Source organism: Micromonospora craniellae, from assembly GCF_014764405.1.
GTDB lineage: Bacteria > Actinomycetota > Actinomycetes > Mycobacteriales > Micromonosporaceae > Micromonospora > Micromonospora craniellae.
In genome coordinates, this window is sequence record NZ_CP061725.1 from 3,658,833 (window position 1) to 3,681,919 (window position 23,087).

General features: G+C 70.6%; 9 protein-coding genes and 1 rRNA gene. 8 read left to right on the forward strand and 2 right to left on the reverse strand.

Translation table 11 applies throughout. From position 1 onward, the window contains the following. Window positions 1-39: 39 nt before the first annotated feature. Window positions 40-1,338 (reverse strand): type VII secretion-associated serine protease mycosin, encoded by a 1,299-nt coding sequence (mycP, locus tag ID554_RS16375; RefSeq protein ID WP_223884113.1) that lies wholly within the window; start codon window positions 1,336-1,338, stop codon window positions 40-42. A gap of 190 nt (window positions 1,339-1,528) precedes the next feature. Here mycP and ID554_RS16380 point away from each other — a divergent pair, with 190 nt between their 5' ends. The 6 genes from ID554_RS16380 to ID554_RS16400 are packed head-to-tail and all read left to right on the forward strand — an operon-like array spanning window position 1,529 to window position 19,839. Next, window positions 1,529-1,921, forward strand: a complete 393-nt coding sequence (locus ID554_RS16380) for a YbaB/EbfC family nucleoid-associated protein (RefSeq protein WP_117229911.1) — start codon at window positions 1,529-1,531, stop codon at window positions 1,919-1,921. After that, entirely contained in the window at window positions 1,918-2,259 is a 342-nt protein-coding gene (locus ID554_RS16385) for a hypothetical protein (protein ID WP_117229910.1), read from the forward strand. The genes ID554_RS16380 and ID554_RS16385 overlap by 4 nt, the downstream gene beginning before the upstream one ends. Before the next feature lie 45 nt (window positions 2,260-2,304). Next, a complete protein-coding gene (locus ID554_RS16390) occupies window positions 2,305-17,682 on the forward strand; it encodes a toxin glutamine deamidase domain-containing protein (protein WP_117229909.1) in 15,378 nt (5,125 codons plus the stop codon). 32 nt (window positions 17,683-17,714) lie between these two features. Then, entirely contained in the window at window positions 17,715-18,557 is an 843-nt protein-coding gene (locus ID554_RS31740) for a DUF6406 domain-containing protein (protein WP_223884114.1), read from the forward strand. Continuing rightward, window positions 18,554-19,189 carry a hypothetical protein gene (locus ID554_RS31745; protein WP_223884115.1) on the forward strand — a complete coding sequence of 212 codons (636 nt, stop codon included), beginning with the start codon at window positions 18,554-18,556 and terminating at the stop codon, window positions 19,187-19,189. The genes ID554_RS31740 and ID554_RS31745 overlap by 4 nt, the downstream gene beginning before the upstream one ends. A 20-nt stretch (window positions 19,190-19,209) precedes the next feature. Then, a complete protein-coding gene (locus tag ID554_RS16400) occupies window positions 19,210-19,839 on the forward strand; it encodes a hypothetical protein (protein WP_117229908.1) in 630 nt (209 codons plus the stop codon). Window positions 19,840-19,865: 26 nt separating this feature from the next. Here the strand turns inward: ID554_RS16400 and ID554_RS16405 are convergent, their stop codons facing one another. Further along, window positions 19,866-20,408, reverse strand: coding sequence for a hypothetical protein (locus tag ID554_RS16405; RefSeq protein ID WP_117229907.1), 543 nt, complete (start codon window positions 20,406-20,408; stop codon window positions 19,866-19,868). Between the two features lie 66 nt (window positions 20,409-20,474). Here ID554_RS16405 and ID554_RS16410 point away from each other — a divergent pair, with 66 nt between their 5' ends. Continuing rightward, window positions 20,475-20,726 carry an SCO4848 family membrane protein gene (locus tag ID554_RS16410; RefSeq protein WP_117229906.1) on the forward strand — a complete coding sequence of 84 codons (252 nt, stop codon included), beginning with the start codon at window positions 20,475-20,477 and terminating at the stop codon, window positions 20,724-20,726. A 753-nt stretch (window positions 20,727-21,479) separates the two neighbouring features. Then, a 16S ribosomal RNA gene (locus ID554_RS16415) occupies window positions 21,480-22,996 on the forward strand. Window positions 22,997-23,087 lie beyond the last annotated feature (91 nt).

Consider the following 23,087-nt stretch of genomic DNA (forward strand, 5'->3'; position numbering starts at 1 on the left):
GCCCGGCCCTGTGCCGGGCCGTCGGTGTTCCCGGTCCGGTCAGCGGCGTGGCGTCGAGGTCGGTACCCGGAAGAACGCCTCCTCGGGCTCGTCGAGCTCGGGCGTCGGAGCGGGTGGCGTGGACGGCCGGGTGGGCTGCCAACGGGTGCGGCGGCCGCGCGGCAGCAACGCCGCGAGCACCGCCACACCGACCGCGAGCACCGCCAGCGGCAGGCCGATCCAGAGTGCCCACCGGCCGAAGACAGCCCACCGTTCGGCGCGGGCCACCGCAGCGGCGTCGTAGGGCACGTCGGGCAGTGGAGGCTGGGCCACCGGTGACGCGGTGGTCAGTCGCTCGGTGACGGCACGGTACGGATTGACCACCCCACCGCCGTAGCCGGCCTCGGCGTCGCCGCGGGCCGGGTCGGCCGTGGCCAGGATGCGTCGGGTGACCTCCTTGGCCGACAGGTTCGGCTCCGCCGAGCGGATCAGCGCGGCGGTGGCGCTCACCATCGGGGCGGCGAAGCTGGTGCCGTCCCAGACGCTGTGCCCGAACACGCGGGTGGCGGCCACCACCGCCCCGCCCGGGGCGACGACGTCCACGTACGGTCCGATCTGGGACTGCCTGATCCGGGCCCCGTTCTGGTCGACGGCGCCCACGCCGATCACCCCGTCGAAGTCGGCCGGGTACGGCACCGGGTCGGGACGGGCACCGTCCTGGTGCTGGTTGCCGGCGGCGGCCACCAGCACGACGTCCCGATCCACCGCGTACTTGACGGCCTGCTCGACGTCCTCGTCCCAGTAGTAGAGCGTCACCGACATGTTGATGACCTTGGCACCTTCGTCGACCGCCCGCCGGATCGCCCGGGCGAAGACCTCGCCGGTCACGGTGTCGCCGCCGGTCGCGGCCCGATCGTTGGCGTTGCGCTCACTGACCCGGATCGGCACGATCGTGGCGCCCGGGGCGAGGCCGTAGAATCCGACTCCCTCCATCTGGCCGGCCGCGATGATGCTGGCCACGGCGGTGCCGTGGGAGACACAGTCCACATCGCCTCCCGGCGCGCCGCGCAACGCGTCGAAGCCGGTGGCCACCCGTCCGGCCATCTGCGGATGGGTGCTGTCCGTGCCGGAGTCGATCACCGCGACCTTCACTCGCGCGCCGGTGCTGAACGGCCAGACCCGCTGCGGCGCCAACCACCGCTGGTGCCACGGGGTCTCGATGTTCATCTCTCCCGGATCGCTCGGATTCCGGCAAATCGGCGGGTCGGCCCGGGCCGGAGTCGGGGCGGGCGCGGTCACCATCGTGGCCAGGACGGCTCCCACGAGGGCGAACGCCGCCATCGGACGGTCACGGAACATCGCCTGCCCACCTCCCGTCGACCGGTGCCGGTGCATCCTAACGACGCTCGGCCACAGACCGGCCACCCCGATGTCGCGCCCATTCAGTATGGTCGAGTCGCCAGGCCCAATGCGCGGGTGAGACGTGGACTCGGGCGGCAGGGGCGGACGTGCACGGCAGGAAGTGGACGTGCGCGGGGAGGGACACGCGATGGACGTACAGGCGCTACGCGCGCGTGCCGACGAACTGATGGCGCAGTTCGAGCGGATGCGCTCCGGTGTGGGCGATCTCCAACAGAAGATCAAGGCGGTGAAGGCCACGGTCACCTCCGACGACGGCCTGGTCACCGTGACGGCCGGGCCCCGTGGACAGGTGACGAAGGTCGAGTTCGACCCCCGCATCTATCGCCGGCCGGATTCCAAGGAGCTCTCCGCCACGGTCACCGAGACGATCCGCCGAGCGAGCGAGAAGGCCATGGCCGAGGTCGAGCAACTCCTCAAGCCGTACGTTCCGGACAGCCAGTTCCAGGCCTACATCGACCACGATCTCGACGGCATCTTCCGTCAGTTGGACAGTGACCTGCCCGGGGAGGAGAAGCGGTGAGCGAACTGCGCGAGACCTTCGTCAGGCCCGACGCGGCCCTGGACGGTGCCGACCAGCTCAGCGCCGCCGGCGCTGCGCTGGCCACGCGTTTCCGGAATGCCGCCGCGAGGATCGAGACGCTCAACGGCGGCCGTCCGTGGGGCGACGACGAGGCGGGCAACGAGTTCAACAAGAACTACCTCGGCGGCGAGAGCCAGCCGGCGCAGAAGGTCCTCGACATGGGTCATGGTCTGGTGCCGGTGGTGGATTTGCTGGGCCCGACCGTCAAGGGTGCGGTCGAGGGCTCCGTCGACGTCGACGACATGACGCGGACGCTGTTCGGCGGCGAAGACAAGTAGCCGGCGGCCGTACACGGGTCGACATCGGACGGAGGAGCGCGCGGGGTGGGGGTACCCAATCCCAGGAACTCGCTGGGCGAGTACGCGTGGGTCTGGGACGCCATCTGCTGGGTCAGCGCGGGCGAGGCATGGCCCAGCGGCGACGAGGACCAGATGCGCGAACTCGCCGACGCCTGGCAGGAGATGGCGGACGCGATCGGCGAGGCGCTGGGCGCGGCCGACCCGGCGGTCATGAAGATCCTGCAAGCCTGGGGCGGCGGTGCCGGCGAGGCGTTCGGTGGGCTGTGGAACCAGGTCGCCGTCGACCCGAACAACGGCCTGCCACTGATGCAGGAGGTCGCCGCGGCGTTTGCCGCCGGCACCGACCAGGCCGCCCTGGAGATCGAGTACGCCAAGCTGACCGTGCTCATCGCGGTCTTCATCACCGTCATCGCGGTCTTCGTCGCCCTGCTCATGGCCTGGCTGGGTGGTGTGTCGGCCACGGCGATTCCGGGCATCCTGGCGGCCGGCCGGCAGGCCGTGACGATCGCCTTTCGCCGGTTGCTCGCCCAGATAGGCCGGCACCTGCTCACCCGCGCCGGCATGCAGGCGGCCCTGCGAACCGCCGGCACCCGGCTCGGGCAGATCGTCAGCACTCAGGGATTCCGCCAGGGGATGACCCAGCTCGGACTGGAACTGGTCCAGGAGATCGGCGAAGAGCTGATCATCGACGTGGGCGCCCAGGCGTACCAGATGCACACCGGCGAGCGGCAGCAGTGGGACGGCAACCGGACGCTGACCGCCGGAGTGGGCGGCGCGATCGGCGGTGTGCTGGGCACCGGCATGAACTTCGCCGGACGCCGGATGGCACCGCACATGCCCTTCTCGTTCCGCCCTTCCCAGCTGTCCTTCCCGGGCAGTGGGGTGGTCCGCTGGGGCACCACCAGCATTGCCTCCGGCTTGCAGAACGCCGTCGTCTCGCCGGCGGCCAGCGTGCTCGCCAACGGCATGGTCAACGGACAGTGGGCGATGCCGGGCGCGGACGCGTTCATCGGCGGATTCACCAGCGGCGCCGGCCGTACCGGGTTGACCATGATCGGCAGCAGCCTGGGCAACGTGGGTGCGAACGTCACCAACTGGGGCCTCGGCAGGCCGGGTGCAGACTTCAATCCCGGTGCCGGTCTCCCGGCGGACGGGATCAATCCGTCCCTGAATGTGGGCAACACCAACGGCCTCGGCAACGTCGGCGGCGTCAACGGCGGCGCGGGCACCGGCTCGGCCGGAGCCGGCTCCACGAGCAGTGGTGCCACAGGCGGCGCCAACGGCGGCAGTTCCACCGGTGCGACGTCGGGAAGCGGCTCCGGCACCACCGGCTCGACGAGCACCGACACCAGTGGTGCGGCGTCCGGCGCGACCGGCAACACCAGTGCCGATTCCGGCGCCACGGTCACCGGTGGCGCCGACGGTGCGCTGAACGTCCCCGGCGACGGGAACATCGACACCACTCCCGTAGACACCGTGCCGGACAGTGGCTCAGGCTCGATCAGCCTCGCGCCGCCTACCGCCGACGCGGCGGTCACCTCGCCGGCCGACACCTCGGCGGTCCCGTCGGCCGACGGGGCTACGACGGGTGCTCCGGCCACGACGGACAGCGTGACCGGAACTCCGGCCGGTGTCGTCGCCGAGGGCCCGGCCACGGCGCCTGCCGGCGACATCGCCGCTACGAGCCCACCCGCCAGCGACACCACTACGCAGCGTGTCCCGGACGGGCAGGTCGCCCCGACCCCCGACTCGGTCGGTACCGACCGGCTCGGCAGCGGCTCGACCGATCAGGCCAGCGGTGGACCGGTGACGGCTCCAGGGCCGGAAGCGGGTACCACCACACTCGGAGACGGCACGGCCGGACCCGCCCGCAGCGTGACCGAGACACCCACCACGGACGGCTTCACCGACACCAGTTCTGTCGATGTTCGCGCCGATCCCACCGTCGCGGACACGCCACCAGCCGTGCTTCCCGGAAACTCGGTCACCGCGCCGCCGGTCGCTCAGACGCCGGGCAACGTCGCTCCGACGGTCCCGTCCGCCGCGAACTCGGCTCCCCCGGTCGGACCTACGGTGTCCACCGGTCCCCAGGTGGTGGCGGGCCCCAATACCGCACCGCCGGCCAACACCGCACCGCCGACGACCGGCGCGAACAATGCGGCCACCACCACTGCGCCCAGCACCACCAACCCCACCGCGCAGCCGGCGGCGAACCGTACGCCTCCGGTCGGGCCGACCGTCAATCCGGCGGCGGCGAACTCGGCCGGCTCGGTATCGCTGTCCCCGTCCACCGGCCCGACCTCCACCAGCCCCAACCAGCCTGCCACCGGCCCCCAGCAGAGCGCCCCCCACCAGCAGGCCACTCCGGCCCAGGGCGTGCCGGCCCAGCAGGACACCACGAGCCGCCCGGACAACCGACCCGCTCCGGGCCGGACGGACGCGGGTGTGCCGGCCGCACCCACGGTGCCGACCCAGACGGCCGGCAGCGATCCGGCAGCCACCACCGTCGACACCAGCGGGCCGACCGCTCCCGACACCGCAGGCGACCCTGCGATGGGGCGGACCGACCAGGTCTCGCAGACCGACGGGCCGGTCGTGGTCCCGGTGCCGGCCAGCACCGGAAGTACCGTCAACAGCGGGCGGGTCGGGCCGGTGGGACCGGGTACGGACACCGGGCAGGTGAACCCGGACACCCTCAGGCGGTCGGACTCACCGACCGGCCGCAGTACGCACAGCTGGCAGCTCGATCCGACATCGGTGGATGGTGACCCTGCAGGTCCAGATGCTCAACGCAGCCTCGTAGAGGCTTCGCGGACGCTGGCCGAGACCGTCCGAAGGGCGATCAAGAGCGCGGTTGTTTCCAAGAGCAAACAACCGGGCATGGCTGGAGCGTTACTCATGCCCGGTGGTGTCATTACGACCCACACCAGCATGACTGCAGACAGGAGCACCAGTCCTCCAACGCAGCCTGCAGTGCACCCCCTTGCCCAGGCTGCGCTTGATCGTATTGCAGCGCAACTCGGTAAAGGAAAGGGAGGAGGCCACGGGAAATGTGCCGAGGTAGCTCTGGTTTCCGATCAGCTTTACCAGATCGAGCAGCAGTGGCGCGACGCGGGAAAACCCGGCGCCTTTGAGCAATACGCGCTGACAGCTCTGGACGGCGCCAAGATCGTCACCCATCAGGTTAAGTCCGCATGGGTAGATGGTGTCCCCTATGAACTCGGGCACTATCGGCCGCCTTGCCGGTCCTGCGCACACTTTCTTCCGCAGTTCAATGTAGAGCCATTAACAGACTCAAAACGGAGCGTCGATACATATCAACCACCGGTGCCCGGATTGGTGGGTAACGGACGACCGCTGAGCGAGACTCGACCTTATGGTCGACCGGAGGGTCTGGTAGCGCCGCAGCAGGCCGACCAGGATGCTCTAGCCGATGCCGTGCCCCGAGAACAGGTAACCGGACGCCCGACGCCCTACCCAGATCCCCGTCTTGGAGTTTGGGCGGGACTACTGAACGACGGTGGTCCCACGGTGCCAGGCCGGAGTACGAATTGCGCGGACGTCGGCCTTTCTGTCCTTTCAACCTGGTACGGCCGTCCAGAAGTGGCAGCGCTGACGGAACCTTCGGCAGAGGCGGAGCTTGGCAGTACTGCTCGTCAGGAGCAGGCATTGCAGGCACGCTTCTCCCATCAGGGAAGCGGCAATACGGCACTGGAGGCCGTTGCGGCGCGGCTTCTTGAGGCGGGACCCGGCTCGGCGGCCCTGGTCGCGGCCAACCTTTCGGATTCAAACGAGCGTGGGCACACATGGAACGCCGTCAACCATGAGGGCACGATCATCTGGCTCGATGGCCAAAACGCGACCTTGTCTGACGGTGGGCCTCTGTACGCCGACACAGCAGGCGACGTCTGGGCCATCGTGCTCGACGCTGAGGGCGACCCGGTCCTGCCGGCCCAGACCGACGGCACCACGAGCGCGGTCCTACCGCCGGATTCGACTGCGTCGGACGACGGGCCGAGGATCGAGCAGAGCATCGATCCGGCGTCGGTGGTCGACCCGAGATTCACTGATCCGAACGCCGCGATCTGGCCCGACATGCAGGGCTGGCCGATGCCGGACACGCGGCAGTACGGGCCGGAGCAACTGGCGCCGTTGGAGGATCCGCGCTACCAGGACGACGTCGCGGACAGCCTGTGGACTCCCGAGGGGTACGCGGTCTTCGCCGACCCGTCCACCCACCCGTACGGGCGGTTGATCAACGACGGTGGGCCGGACCAGCAAGGGCGGAGCAACAACTGCGTCGACTCCACGCTCGCCGCGCTGGCCAGCTTCTTCGGTGATCCGCAGGTGTCCCATCCGCGCTGGCCGGATCGGCTCGACGACGGTTCCATCGAGACCGAGTTGGGGGAACTGGGCGGTGCCGACCGGATCGCGAGTTGGATCGGCGGCGACTGGGTCGGCGACCGTGCCAACGACTCGATGCCGGGTACGCCCGCCGAGCGGGCCGACGCTGTGGCCGACCGGTACGCGCAGCTCTACCAGAGCGTGCGGGACGCGGGGCCGGGCGCCGCTGCGGTCGTCGTGGTGGACTGGGTACGGTTCGGCGAGGACGCCGCTCCGCGGCTCGACGCCGACGGCCACACCCAGGCTGCCGCCCAGCACGCGTTCCTGCTGGTGTACCCGGAGAGCGCGGACGGCCCGGTGTGGTGGGACCCCTTGTACGCGAGCACCATCACCGACCCGCTCCCCGGGGACTATGTTGGACTGACGCACAACCTGTGGTCGATGGAGGTGCACCCCGGCTATGCCGATGAGCAGGGAGGAAGCCCGGCAGTTGATGACTCGGCTGCTCGGGACGGACAACCCGGTGGTGGTCTTCCCGTTCGAGTTCGGCTGGGCGGCCCAGGAGACGCTCTCCCCACAGCAGCAGGCGCAGGGCCGACAGTTGGGGCAGGGGGTCTTCATCATCGACCAGACGGGGGTGGTGACCGCGCATCCCAGCCTGCCGCCACCGCTGGTCATGAAGCGGTACACGGCGGCCCGCCGGGAGGGCCGGATCACCGGCCGCCAGGTCTGGCCGACTCCGGACCGGACGGACTGAGCGACCCCGGCGCACCGACGCCGGACGAGACCAGTTCGGCACTGCCCGACACCGATCTCAGGTTGTCGGAGACGCGGCGGATCGGCCCGGGGGAGTTGGCACCGCTGGAGCAGCCCGGCTATCAGTCGAACGTCGAGCAGAGTCTACGGACACCCGAGGGATACGCGCTGTTCGCCGACCCGTCGACGCATGCCTACGGCCGGTTGATCAACGATGGTGGTCCGGACCAGCCGGGACGGGCCAACAACTGCCTCGACTCCTCGCTGGCGGCCCTGTCCAGCTTCTACGGTGACCCGCAGGTCTCCCTCCCCCGCTGGCCCGACGTCCGCGCGGACGGGTCGATCGAGACCCTGGCCGGGGAGGCGAGCGGTCTCGACCGTGCCGAGGCGTGGCTCGGCGCCGACTGGTCCGGCGGCTCGGCAGAGCTGCCCACCACGCCGACCGAGAACGCGGCGGCGGTCGCCGAGCAGTACGCGCAGCTCCACCAGTGGGTCGCGGAGGCGGGTCCGGGCACGGCGGTCCTGGTCGTGGTCGAATGGCACAGAACGGATCCGAGCACCGGGGAAGTCGTACTCGACGAAGGGCACGTCCAGGCCGGGGATTCGCACTCCCTGGTCGTAGTGCATCCGGAGGGTGCCGACGGGCCGGTCTGGTGGGATCCGCAACGGGGGATGACGTGGCCGCAACCCCCAGCGGCGTACATGGCACAGACGTACGCGCTGTGGGCGATGGTGCCGTCGGTGGAAGGGGGTCCGGGTGACACAGGACGAGGCGCTGGCACTGATCAAACGCCTGCTGGGCACGCCGAACGAGATCGAACTGCATCCGTTCGAGTTCGGTTGGCTGGCGAAGGAGCAACTGTCGCCACCGGAACGGGCCCAGGGCCGGCAATTGGGCCACGGGAGCTACATAGTCGATCGGACTGGAGTGGTCACGGCACAGATGAGTCTGCCGGTGCCATTGTTGATCATGGAGTACACGCAGGCCCGCCGGGAGGGCCGGATCACCGGCCGCCAGGTCTGGCCGACTCCGACGGCCTGACCGACGCCGGTCCCGCGCCGTCGCTGCCGGACAGCCGGCGGTACGGGCCGGGTGAGCTGGCCCCACTGGAGGATCCACGCTTTCAGGACGTCCTGGCCGCGAGCCTTGCCACACCGGAGGGGTACGCCGCCTTCGCGGACCCGTCCACCCACCCGTACGGGCAGTTGGTCAACGATGGCGGGCCGGAGCAGCCAGGCCGGGCCAACAACTGCCTCGACGCGTCGCTGGCGGCCCTGGCCAGCTTCCACGGCGACCCGCAGGTGTCGGTGCCCCGCTGGGCGGACCGGGCCGACGACGGCACGATCGACCGGGTCTCCGGCGAGCGGGGCGGCCTGGTTCGGGCCGAGGCGTGGATCGGCGGGGACTGGATCGGTGGGCCGGGCAACCTGCCCACCGACCTGTCGGCCCGTACCGAGGCGGTCGCCGACCAGTACGCCGACCTCTACCGGCAGGTGGCGGAGGCCGGTCCCGGCACGTCGGCGCTCGTGGTGGCCGACTGGCTGTACGTCGACGCTGCGGGGCAGCCCGTCCTGGATGCCAACGGCCAACTGGAGATCGACGGCGCCCACGCGTTCGTGATCGTCTTCCCGGTCGGTGCCGACGCGCCGGTGTGGTGGGATCCGCAGAGCGGGTCGACGTCGGCGGACATGCCGGCCGCAGACATCCGGGAAACCCATGCCCTCTGGGCGATGATGGTGCCTGACGGAGAGGGACGAGTTGACCGAGGACGAGGCGCTGACCCTGATCAGCCGGCTTTTGGCGACCCCGAATCCGATCGTGCTCCGGGAGTTCGAGTTCGGCTGGCTGGCCCGGGAGAGACTCTCGGAGCAGGAACGGGCCTCGGGGACGCACGTGGGCCAGGGGAGCTACATCATCGACCGCTCGGGAGTGATCACCGTTCATCCCAGCCTGCCGCCCCGGCGGGTCATGCAGGAGTACGCCCAGGCGCGACGAGAGGGACGGATCAAGGGCCGGCAGGTGTGGCCCGAGGTGGAACCGACAGCCTGACCGGACCTGCCGACCGGGCCGAGGTCGGCGATGCCCGGGCGTACGGCGGCCGGGCAGGCCCGGTGATCACCGCGAGTGCGCTGCCGGGTACCGACTTCCACGGCCAGGGCCGGGCGGAACCCGACCCGGACGCGGTCCTGGACCGGGCCCGTGCGGTGGCCGGCCAGGTGGCCTCCCACGCGGGGGTGTCCGAGGTCCAGGCCCGCCCGGACGGTACGTACCAGGTGACCCGGGCCGATGGCAGCACCTTTGCGATGCGCTTGGCCAGTGGGCCGGTCGCGGACGGCGCGGTGGCGACCGGCCGGTTCGGCAGCGACGGCGTGGCCGTGGTGACGCTCTCGGACCGGGCCGCCGACCGGGTCGTCGAGCGGGGGCTGGCGCACGAGGTGGCCGAGCTGTCGGCCCTCGGGCGACCGGTGGATACGGGGACACCGACGGTGGTCCCGCTCTCGCCCGCCGACCTCGCCGAGTTGCGTACCGCCGCGCATCAGGTGGCCGCCGCCGATCGTTGGTCGCTGGGTGCCGCCCGGCGGGAACTGGCTGCGGTGATCGACCGCCTGGGTCTGCGCGACGGCATGCTCGGCGCGGAGCAGCGCCTGACCGGAGTGCCGGATGCGACGCGGACCGCCCTGACCGAGGTGTACCCGGACTGGTACACCGACCGCAAGTGCAGATCGATGGACCGCCTGCCCGCCGCGCCGACCAGCGACCCCCGTCCGACCGGTCTGCCCCGGCTGCGTACCTATGTGATCACCCACTTCTCCACCAACTCGGTGCTCACCGCGTTGGCGGTGAAGCTGACCCTGGATCTCGGCCGGCCGGAGCTGGCACTGATGCTCGGCGTCGGTGGGGCGATCGGCGCGGTCGCCACCGGCCCGGCGAAATGGCTGGCGAAGCGGGCCGGGCTGGCCGCCGAGGACCGTCGGGCCCGGCACGACAAGCGTCAGGAGGTCCGCGACGCGGTCGACTCCGAGGTCACCACGGGCCGCGAGGTCGCCGGCCGGGCCGACGACGTGGGAGCACCGATCCGGGTGGCCGACTCGGCGACCTCCCGGCTGGAAGGCCAGGTCGAGGCGCTCGGACAGCGGCTCGACGCCGGGGAGCGGCGCCGTCGACTGATCGGTCGGCCGCGACGCTTCGGCCCGCCGGATCCCGGCCCGTCGGCGGGCATCGCCCCGGCACCGACGACCAGCAAGTCAGGCGACCCGTCCACGACGGCGGCTTCCCCCGACCCGGTCGGCCTCACCCCGCACGAGCAGGGGCGCCTCGCCGAGTTGCGGACTCTCGCCGCGCAACGCGCCGCCGGGTCCATCTACGCCCGCCCCCGGGCGACCCGCGAGATCCGGGCCCTGCTCGACGCGCTCGGCCTGCGGCATGGCACGCCCGGTGTGGAGCAGCGCCGAGACCTGCTTCCGGACGACCTCCGGTCGCTGGCGGACCGCTTCGGCGGCTCCCGTGTCGCGGCGGTGCGGGAGCGGGCGGCGATGGTCGTCGACGGGCGAGCGGCCGAAGGGGAACGACCGGGCAAGGTCTCACCCTGGTGGATGGGCACCGTGGAGAACACGCCGAGCGCGCTCGCCGCAGGCAGCATCGCCCTCGTCGGTGCCCTGATCGGTCAACTGCGGCTCGGTTGGTTCGCGATCACCGCCGGTCTGACCGCGACGGCCGGTGGGGCCGTGGTCGACCCGATCATGGCCCGCCGTGAGGCGGCGGCCAAGGACGCCCGCGACACCTGGGACAAGGGCACACCGGCGATTCCGGCCGACGCCCAGCTGAAGCAGCTGACCGAGGCAGTGGCGGGGCCGGTGGATCTGGTGACGGACCGGGTCGCCGACGTCACCCGTCGCGCGGCCGACCTGGAGCAGCGAGTGGCCGACCTGGATCGGCGGCTGGCCGAGTCGCACCGCCGCCACGGGGCCGCCGACTCGTTCCGGCGCCTGCTCTTCGGCGACCCGGCCTGGGCGGGGCTCGCCACCCCCGATGCCACGTCCTCGGTCCGACCCGGCGACCCGGCGGGTGGCACGACCACCGCTGACCCGTCGAACAGCACCCGCGATCCCGCCGACGCGGAGGCGCTCAGGCAGCTCACCGAGCTGGCGGCTCGGCTCGATGCCGCCCACGGTCTGGCGCGGATCCCGCACGCCCGTCACCTGCGGGCGCTGTTGAATGAACTCGGCCTGCGTGACGGCACTCCCGGGGCGGAGCAGCGTCGCGAGCACCTGCCGGCCGAACTGCGCCCGGTCGCAGACCGCCACGCCCGTCGGCTGCTGGCCGACCGGATGGCGCGGATCTTCGGCGGCCGACCGGCCGACGCCACGGACAGCGACGCACGGCCGAGCAACGTGCCGAAGGCCGGTGTGTACGCGGTGGAACAGACCCCCGGGCCGCTGGTGCAGGCCGCCACCACCGTCGGCCTGGCGGGCGTGGTCCAGGTCGCGGCCGGGGCGGGGCCGTTGAACATGGCGGCCGGCGGGGTGCTCGGCTCGGTACGTGACCTGGCGCTGAAACGGATGGAGACCAGCGTCAAGGACGCCCGCCGCAAGTGGGACCTGGACCATCCGAACCCGGTAGGGGACTCGTCGGCAGGCGTGGAACGGCTCGCTGCTCCGGCCAAGGCCGTCGTCACCGACGCGGCCCGTCGGCTCCGGGTGGCGGTGGCGAACCTCGACCGGGTCGCCTCGTCGGTCGACCGGCTGGCGGCACGCCGCTCGGCGATCGGATCGCCGGCACCGACCCCGTCGCCGTCCCGCGACGGCGACACCACTGCGGCCGAAGGCTCGGACGTCCTCAGTCGGGCCGACTCGTGGGAACTGCGGGTCGCCATGCGCCACGTAGAGAACGCCGATGCGATGTCCCTCAAGCCCGCCCTGCGCGAGTTGTACGCGGTCATCGACCGGCTCGGGTTGCGTGAGGGCATGATCGGCCGCGCGGACCGGATGGCCCAGTTGTCGCCGGAGGCCCTCCAGGTGGTCGTCGACAACGGCGGTGACCGGGCCAGCCGGTCGGTCCGGCTCCGGACGCTGCGCGCCGAACAGCGGTCCTCCAACAATGAGCGTCCGCCGGGCGTGCCGCGTCTGCGGACCTACCTACATGCCAGCTTCGCCACGACCGGTCTGGCCGGTGCGGGGGGTACCGCGATCGCGTTCGCCCTGTCGAGTCCGCTCGCCCCGATCATCCCGGTCGCCGCGCTCGTCGCCGCTCCGGTGATCGGCACCGCGAAGTGGTACGCGAAACGTGCCAGCCTGGCGGCCGACGACGTCCGGACCCGGTTCGACGAACGCAGCGACGCCCGGTCGGCCGCCGACAAGGTGGACCAGGTCGTCGACCGGTTGCAGGAGCCGGTCAAAGAGCTCGAACAGGCGACCGCCGACCTGGAGGCCCGGCTCGACGTGGTCGAGTCGGCGGCGGATCGGCTCACCGAGCGACTGGCCGGGGCACATCAGCGCAACGGCGTGCTCGGACGCCTTTTCAACGTCTTCACCCGCTCCACGGACCCGACCGGCACGCATCCGACCGGCACGCATCCGACCGGCACGGACCCGCCCGGCACGGACCCGCCCGGCACGGACCCGACCGGCACGGACCCGACCGGCACGCACCCGCCCGGCACGGACCCGCCCGGCAGTCGGCCGGACGCCGGGACCGACCCGGACTCGGGCCGGATCACTGCGGCTGCCGTGCCGAACTCCGGGTTCCACGGACTGGGCCGGCCGACCGCCAACCCGACCGCCGTACTCGACCTGGCACGAGCCGCCCTGCCCCGGATCGCGCCGTACGCGCAGGTGGACGCGGTGGTGCAGGTCGGGCCGGACCTGTTCGAGATCCACGCGGCCGGGCAGTACCCGCTGACGGTGCGCCTCACCAGTGGTCCGTTGACCGACGCAGTGGTGGCCCAGTCGACCCGCAACCCCGACGGGACCTTCACCGTCACCGTGTCGGACCGGGCCGCCAGCCGGACCGTGGCGCGGGCGCTCGCGCACGAGGTGGCCGAACTGGTCGCCCTGCACGAGTCCGGGCGGGCATTCGTCGGGCCACTGGATCCGGGCAACGTGGACGGCCGGATCGACCCGGCCGGGCTCACCGCTCACGACCAGGGACGGATGGCCGAGATCCGCCTGCTCGCCGCTGTCTACGGCACCGGCGATCCGGCCAACCGTCTCGCCGTACGCGCCGAGATCGACGCCCTTACCAGCCACCTCGGCCTACGGGTGGGCGACCCGGACGTACGGGCCCGTTGGGCACTGCTCCCCCGTGACGTGCTGGCCCACCTGATGCAACTCAGTGTGCCCGCACTCGGCCCCGACGCGGTGTCGGCGGTGCTGGCGGGCGCACCGACCCTCACCGAGGTCGAGCAGGTTCGGATGATCGACTACCGGGTCCGGCTGGCCCCGGACTCTCAGGTGCCGCAGCAGGCGGAGCTGGACGCCCGGTTGCGCGAGTTGGCCGCCGAGGCCGAGCACACGCAGTCCGGTATGCCCCGGATGCCGGCCTTCGCCGGTCAGATCGTCGGCCTGCCCCAGGCACAGCTCGACCGGATCCGGGCGGTCGACACGCGCCTGGCCGAACGGCTCGCCGTCGAGGGTGTCTACGTCGACGCGACCGGCCGTTACGACCTGCGTCCGTACATGGTGGACGGCGTTCCGGCGATCGACCTCGGTGCCGCCCGTCCGGCCTTCGACCTGACCACCGAGGAGGGCCGGCGGGCCCAACTGCACGAGGACCGGCAGCGGTCCGGGGCCGCGCTGCGCGGGCTGCACGGCGACCGGGCCGCGACCCTGCTCGCCGACCACGACTTCCTCTACCAGGGCACGGCCCGGTGGATGGGGCTGGTGCCCGATGTCCTGACCGACGCGCTGCGCAGCATCACCCCCGTGCCACGGGGCACCGTCGCCGCCGCCGAGACCGCCCCGGCCCAGGGACCGTCCGGCGATGTCGCGGTCACCGCCGACCGGGTGACCCTCCCAGCCGAGAAGGGGGGCAGCGGCGGACCGGTCTTCCAGCCGAACCCGGACGGCTCGGTGGACGTGCTGCTGCACGAGACCGGCGGGCCGGGTAGCACGGTCACCCCCACCGGACGGGGGCTACGGGTCACCGTGTTCCCGGACGTACCCGTGCACGCTTCCTCGAACGGACGGAGCGCGTACGCCGACCAGTCGACGGTCGGCACATCCTGGGCGTCACTGCTGGAGAAGGCGATCGCGGCGGTCGACCGCACCTGGACCCCACAGCGCCACGACCAGTGGCAGCAACAGTGGAGCGCCCGGCCCGGTGTGGACGCCACCCAGGCCGCCCCACTCGGCTACGCCCGGCTGGGCGGCGGCAGCACCCGGCATGTGCAGGCAGAACTCCTCAGCCAGCTCACCGGCATGCCGACCGGGGTTGGCCGACTCGACCCGACGCCTGGACGGGAGGCCACCGCGGAGGCCCGACTGGCCGAGCTGCTCGCCGCCGGCAGCCCGGTGATCACCGGGACGCGTCCCGCCAAGAGCTACGAGTCGTACCCGGACGGCAAGCCCCCCCACGGGCTCTACGCCGGGCACGCCTACGAGGTCGTGTCGGTGGCCGACGGCGAGGTGCGGTTGCGCAACCCGTGGAACCGCAGCCACCCCTCGCCGATGCCGATCCGCGACTTCCTCAACCTGATGAGTCCCACGTACGCGCACGTCGAACTGGCGCGCAGCACGGTCGCCGCGCTGCCGGACTCCGAGTTTCACGGGCACGGTCGACCGGCGGCCGATCCCACAGCGGTCCTGGACCGGGCCCGGCTGGTGCTGCCCACCCTCGCCGAACCGATCGGCGCGACGCAGGTCACCGCCGTCGGCCCGGGCGTCTTCGAGATACGGGCCGACGGCCTGGACCCCCTGCCCGTCCGGGTGACGACCGGCGAGCTGGCCACCGGCACGGTGGCGCAGACGACCCGCAACCTGGACGGCACCTTCACCCTGACCGTCTCCGACCGGGCCGCCGACAGCGTGGTCGACCGCGCGTTGGCGCACGAGACCGCCGAACTGTTGGCTCGGCACGAGACCGGCGACGCCCAGGTCGGCCTCTTCGACCAGGACGCCGCCGACGGGCCGATCGACCCGGCCGGCCTCACCGCCTCCGACCGGGGGCGGCTGGCCGAGCTGCGCCTGATGTCCGCCTGGTACGCGCAGGCCGAACCCGCCGCCCGGGTGGCACTGCGCGCCGAGATCGATACGCTGGTCGAGCATCTGGGCCTGCGCTGGGGTACACCGGACGCGGGCGCACGCCTGGCGGTCCTGCCCGGTGACGTCTGGCACCACGTGATGACGCTCAGCCTGCCGGCGATGACACCGGAGACGGTGAACGACGTCCTGGCGTACCAACCCGATCCGACGCTCGTCGAGCGGTACCGTGCGATCGACTACCGCGATCATCTGGCCCCGGGCTTCCGGCCGCCGCCGGAGGCTGCCGAGCTGACCGCGAAGCTGCGCGAGCTGGCCGTGCACGGGGAGCAGAGCCAGTCCTCGATGCCCCGGATGCCCGCCCTGGCCGGGCAACTCATCGGCCTGCCGCCGAGCCTGTTGGAGCAGATCCGCCAGGTTGATCCACGGTTGGCCGACCGGGTGGCCGCCGAAGGCGTCTACGTCGACCTGACCGGCCGTTTCGACCTGCGCCCGTACGCCCTCGACGGCGCACCGGAATTCACACTCATCGCGTCGGCGCCCGCGTACGACCTGAGCACCCCGGCTGGCCGCCAGGCGCTTCTGGCCGAGGACCGGGTTCGCATCGACGCCGCCTTCCGGGCCGCCTACGGGACGAATCCCGCCGCGATGGCCGTACTCACCACCCACGCCTTCCACTACCAGACCGACGCGCGGCGGATGGCGCTGGTGCCGAACGCGCTTACCGAGGCGCTGCGGTCGATGATGCCGCCCGAACCGGTGGCCGAGGTCGAATCCACTCCGACCGTGACCACCGGCGAGGTCACCGTGGTCGCCGACCGGGTCACCCTGCCCGACCCTGTTCCCCGACGCCCCGTCGAGTACGGGCGACCGATGGATGCCCGGACCGGGCAACCGGTACCGGTCTTCGACGGTCCACCCCGCCGCGAGCAGGTACGGCAGGGCATGCTCGGTGACTGCGGAATCCTCGCCAGCATCGCTGGAGTCGCCGGTCACCGGCCGGACGCGCTGGCGCAGCTCTTCCGGACGAACCCGGACGGCACCGTCGACGTGCTGCTGCACGAGAGCACCCTGCTCGGTGAGGCGATGGTGCCCACCGGTCGTCTGCTGCGCATCACGGTGCACCCTGATGTACCTCTGCAATCCGTCGCCGCCGGATCGACGGCCTACGCCGACCAGTCCCTGAACGGGTCGTCCTGGGCCTCCCTGCTCGAGAAGGCCCTGGCGGCCGTCGACCGGACCTGGAGCGCGGAACAACGCCAGCAGTGGCAGTCCAACTGGCTGCTCTGGCACAGCCCGAACGACCCGCACCAGGCGGTGCCGACCGGCTATGCGCGACTGAACGTCGGCAGCACCCCAGACATGCAGGCGCAACTGTTGGCCCAGCTCACGGGTGCTCCCAGTCGGGCGTCGACGTTCGACGCCCGGCCCGGACAGGAGGCTGCGGTCGCGGCGCGACTCGGCGAACTGCTGGCCGCCGGCAGTCCGATCATCACCGGCACGCTGCCGAAGCGGGACTACCCGACGGAGATCCGTCATCAGCTCCCGTTCGGCCTGGTGCCCGGCCACGCGTACGAAGTGGTTGCGGTCGCTGATGGTCGCGTGTCGTTACGAAATCCGTGGAACTTCGATCATCCGGCGGCGATGTCGATCCGCGACTTCCTACAACTGATGAGCACGTCCTACGCCCACTTGGACATCGCGCCCGCAGTCGCGCCCAGGCCAGCCGAAGCAGCCCCCGGCCCGCTCGTCACCGATGCCGCCGCAGCACGGCTCGAGACGCCTGGCCCCGCACCGAAGGTGCCTGCTCAGAGAGAGTCGGAACGCTCGCACCGTCATTCGCTCGGTCGCACCTTCCTCGAAGAGCACCCGACGGCGGTCGGCTACTTCGCCCTGCTCGGCGCCGACGGTACGGTGAATGGTCTGCTCGTGGTCGTCTCCTCCGAGCATGGGCAGCGTACGGCCCATTGGAATGCCGACGGTGGACAACCAGGTGTCGGCGGATCGATGCCCGTCAGTCGGGAGGTGGCCGAACAGATCGCGCAGGTCGTGCTCGGGTTCAGGCTCCCTGAGGAGTCCGTGCTGCACGACATGGTGAACGGCTGACGATGCCGACGACAGGACAGGGAGAACGGCCGTTGCGCTCCTTCACGGAGATCACCTCCATTCCGAACAACGTCCCGGTCGACATCGGGCACGCCCGCCTGGCGGTGCGATGGGTCGACGTGGGGCCGCCGGTGCGCGCCGACATGGTTGTCATGCCGCACTGGGCCGAGGAGTCCACGCATCACGAGGTGAGGCTGGGCGAGACGTTCCCGGTGGGCGACGAGACCTGGCGGTTCGCCGACCTGGACATGGCCAGCGAGGACCAGTGGGAGGTCACGGTCCGTCGGGTGGACGCGAACGAGGTGATGGACCCGCCCACCGGGCGTCTGTGGAAACCCGCTCGGCTGCGGCCCTACGGCCAGCTCGATGAGGCCCAGCTCCAGTCGGTCGAATCCGCACTCGGCCTTCGCCTGCCACCGGACTACCGCGAATGGCTGCGCCGCAACAACGGCGCGCAGCCCGAGGTGCCGCACCACGTACCCGGTGTGCCGTTCGCCCTGACGCCGGAACGCCCGCTGTTCGGAGTGCACCCCGACTACCCGCTCTTCGATCTGGTGCAGGCCCAACAGCGACACCGCGACCCGTGGCTGTCGCCGGCCTGGCTGGTGATCGCGAACCCCTCCGGCGGCCTGCTGGTCGTCTCGACGCGGTCGGGCGACTCGATCGTGTACTTCGTTCACGAACTGGACCTGGTCGGCCCGCCCGGTCCACCTGCCTCCGTCGCCCGGGAGAGGAAGCTACGCAGGGTGGCCAGGTCCGTGGGCTACCTGCTGGGCCGACTCACTCCCGTGGAGGTCGACCATTTCCCGCCGGTGCAGATGCTGCCACCGGGCACCTTCACCGACCCCCGCAACTACCAGGACGGGCAGCCATGAGTACGCAGACCCCACCGGCCCTGCTGCTGCCGCTCGGGCAGTACTTCGGCACCTTCTACCCCAAGGTCGGCGCCGCGGAGCGCTACCAGCGGGTCCGGCTCGGCCCGGACGTCTGGGACCTGGACGACCACCGCTTCGCGCTGTGGGCGCTCGCGCACAGCACCGCCGACCGCCAGGAGGAGCAGGTCTGGTCGCTCGCCTCGGTGCGGCAGGCGGCGGCCGGGCACCTCCCCGGTGTGGACGTCGAACCGCTGCTCGACGGCCTGATCGCCGAGGGCCTGATCGCCGAGGTGACGCCCGACACGCAGGCGGCGGTCGACTTCGCCCAGCGGCACCGGCTCGGCTCGCGGATGGTTGGGCTGGGCAACAGTGCCGAGGAGCCCTGGCTGTGGTCGATCGGCTTCTTCGAACGGCCGATCGTGAAGGTCACCCGTTCCGTCTACAACCTCTGGGAGAGCGGGCGCTCCGGGGAGAGCCTCTGGGACGTGTGCGAGTCGCTGGGCGCCGACGAGCGCGAGAGCGGAGGCAGCGACGCGGAGTCGACCGAGCCGGAGCTGCTGCTTCCCGCACTCCTCCGAGCCCTGCACCCGTTGTTGCTGGCCAGCGTGGTCTACCTGGAGCCGCAGCCGTGACCGAGACGAGGACGTCGCCGATGACCCAGCCGTTGATCCTGCCGGTCGGCCGCTACACCGGCGAGTTCCATCCGGAGGTGGGCGCCCCGGTCGCCTACTACTCGTTGGGCATCGGTCGCCTCCTGGTGACGATGGAGGACCCGGCGGCGTTCGCCGTCTGGGCTGCCGCGCATCCCCCGACCGACGCGCCGGCCCGGCCGTGGACCAGAAGCGCTCTGGTGGAGTCCGCCACCGCCGTCGGGGTCACGGATCCGGAGCGGATCGTCGAGGGTTTCCTGGAGGACGGGCTGCTGGTCGAGGTGAGTCCCGATGATCCCGACCTGGAGGGGTTTGCCCGCGCGCACCGGGTGTTGCCGCTGATGGTGTCGCTCGGCAACAGCCCGGAGGACCCGCTGAGCTACGGCATCGGCCTGTTCGGCATGGAGCCGGTGATCCGGGTGCCGACACTGGTGCACGACGTCTGGCAGTGGAGCAGCGTCGGCGCCAGCCTGTGGGAGGTCTGCGAGGTGTTCGCCGAGGCCGGCGCGCGGGTCGACTTCGTCGACGAGCGGGAGCACGATCCCCGCCACGTGTTGCGTGAGTTCCTCGCGGCGCTGCCCATGCTGCTGGCCACCAACGCCGCGTGCCTGGACGAGGCCCGAGGGCTCTGACCGCCGTCGTCGCCGCCGGGACCGACTCAGCCGAGCTGCGCCAGCATCCCGGCGTACGCGTCGCGTACCGCCCGCAGCCGGTCCCGCCGGAACCGTCCGGGCTCACGCTGGTGCAGCTGAAGCCCCCGGTCGCTGTCGATGGCCGCCTGGGGTACCGCGTCACCGTCCGCCGGGATGAACTTGCCGACCTCGTCGAGCGCGGCGACGGCCCGGGTCAACGCGGCTCGGGCCCGCTGCCCGGCGTCGCCGTCCGCGGGCGTCGCGGGCACCTGTCCGGCGTACGCGTCGGCGACGAGCAGCCATTCGCCCGGATCGAGCAGTTCGGACGGCTCGTCGCCGCCGTAGCGGAACCCGGCACCCGGCGTTCCGAGTTCCGGTGGCAGCCGGAAGACGAACTTCCGTTCCTGGCCACAGCCGGCGCAGGCGCCGGTGTAGCGGCTCGCCAGCTCACCGTCGGCCGTCGCGACGACCGCGCTCTGGCGAGGGAACCGGGCGTCCCCGCACGAGCAGGGATGCAGGTCCATGTAGAGGTGCGCCTCCGCATTGGTGCGGCTCAGCGGCGGGGTCATGGCCCCACCGTACCGATCGGCCGATCCGGGTACTGCCCCCGCCGCCCGCTGGCATACTCGCCGACCATGGTGGTGTCGCGTGGCTGGGCCGTGTTCCTCGCAGGCGTGGGTGTCTGGACCTGGTTGATCTGGCCGAGGTTCGCGGTGGCCATCTGGAACGACCCGAGGTCTTGGTCCAGTGGCACGGTCGGGGACTGGCCGGCCACCGGCTTCCTCTGGATCCACGCGCTGCTGATCGGGGCGTCGTTGGCGATCGGCACAGCCGTGGGACTGCTCGGCGTACGCGCCTGGCGGGCGTCCCGCTGGGGTACCCGCTGAGCTGGACACACGGGTCAAACACGGTCCGGCCCGCCAGGGTCGTGCTGCGGTCCGGTTCCCCAGGCGTCGCTGCGTGTGGACCTGGTGGAACAGGCCACCTTGGACCGCCGAAGCGGTCACGGGAACCGAAGTGTGACGGGGACCGCTTCCCCCGGATTTGACGATCAAACCTGCGGACGCGTAACTTTCTCCCTGCCGCTGCGGAACGGGCAAACGGGGCGAAAGCCACAAGGTCCGGACCAGGCGGTACCGAGTTCAGTGCGGAGTGTTCCTCAATGGACGCGGTTTGGGCGGGGCTCGACGAAGACGCCGAGGGGCGGATTTGGCGGAGCGGAACCGACCGGGTAAGGTTCACGACCGGCGGGGAACCGGGCGAGCTAGCGGGAGACCGCAGCGGCCGGCCTGCCAAATCCGACGATCAAGCAAGGCGGTTCGTCGCTGCGCTGGGTCACGGATGCCGAACCGCCAGAAGCGTGACGGACCGGGACACACCGGTTGACACGGGCCAGACGGTAAGGTAGCGTAGTAAAAGTGCCCGCCGTGAGGTGGGTGCGGGTTGGTCCCCGGACGGGTGCCTGCTGGTCGGGTGTTCTGATGGTGTGTGGTTGTTCTTTGAGAACTCAACAGGGTGCTTGATAAGCCAGTGCCAAATTGTTTTGTGATGTCCCGTGCTGGCCGAGTGTTTGCTCGGTTGGTGGGGATTCCTTTGGCAACATTTGTTTGTTGCTGGGGTTTGCTTTTCCAATTGGGTTTTTGTTGGAGAGTTTGATCCTGGCTCAGGACGAACGCTGGCGGCGTGCTTAACACATGCAAGTCGAGCGGAAAGGCCCTTCGGGGTACTCGAGCGGCGAACGGGTGAGTAACACGTGAGCAACCTGCCCTAGGCTTTGGGATAACCCTCGGAAACGGGGGCTAATACCGAATATTCACTCATGGGCGCATGTTTGTGGGTGGAAAGTTTCTCGGCTTGGGATGGGCTCGCGGCCTATCAGCTTGTTGGTGGGGTGATGGCCTACCAAGGCGACGACGGGTAGCCGGCCTGAGAGGGCGACCGGCCACACTGGGACTGAGACACGGCCCAGACTCCTACGGGAGGCAGCAGTGGGGAATATTGCACAATGGGCGGAAGCCTGATGCAGCGACGCCGCGTGAGGGATGACGGCCTTCGGGTTGTAAACCTCTTTCAGCAGGGACGAAGCGTAAGTGACGGTACCTGCAGAAGAAGCGCCGGCCAACTACGTGCCAGCAGCCGCGGTAAGACGTAGGGCGCGAGCGTTGTCCGGATTTATTGGGCGTAAAGAGCTCGTAGGCGGCTTGTCGCGTCGACTGTGAAAACCCGTGGCTCAACTGCGGGCCTGCAGTCGATACGGGCAGGCTAGAGTTCGGTAGGGGAGACTGGAATTCCTGGTGTAGCGGTGAAATGCGCAGATATCAGGAGGAACACCGGTGGCGAAGGCGGGTCTCTGGGCCGATACTGACGCTGAGGAGCGAAAGCGTGGGGAGCGAACAGGATTAGATACCCTGGTAGTCCACGCTGTAAACGTTGGGCGCTAGGTGTGGGGGGCCTCTCCGGTTCTCTGTGCCGCAGCTAACGCATTAAGCGCCCCGCCTGGGGAGTACGGCCGCAAGGCTAAAACTCAAAGGAATTGACGGGGGCCCGCACAAGCGGCGGAGCATGCGGATTAATTCGATGCAACGCGAAGAACCTTACCTGGGTTTGACATCGCCGGAAATCCTGCAGAGATGTGGGGTCCTTCGGGGCCGGTGACAGGTGGTGCATGGCTGTCGTCAGCTCGTGTCGTGAGATGTTGGGTTAAGTCCCGCAACGAGCGCAACCCTCGTTCGATGTTGCCAGCGCGTTATGGCGGGGACTCATCGAAGACTGCCGGGGTCAACTCGGAGGAAGGTGGGGATGACGTCAAGTCATCATGCCCCTTATGTCCAGGGCTTCACGCATGCTACAATGGCCGGTACAATGGGCTGCGATACCGTGAGGTGGAGCGAATCCCAAAAAGCCGGTCTCAGTTCGGATCGGGGTCTGCAACTCGACCCCGTGAAGTCGGAGTCGCTAGTAATCGCAGATCAGCAACGCTGCGGTGAATACGTTCCCGGGCCTTGTACACACCGCCCGTCACGTCACGAAAGTCGGCAACACCCGAAGCCGGTGGCCCAACCCTTTTGGGAGGGAGCCGTCGAAGGTGGGGCTGGCGATTGGGACGAAGTCGTAACAAGGTAGCCGTACCGGAAGGTGCGGCTGGATCACCTCCTTTCTAAGGAGCACCATCCGGCGAAAGCTGGTATGGAGCCCGCGGCCTGCGGATGTCGGGTCGGGGTGCTCAGTTGGCGGAGACACTGGCGAGT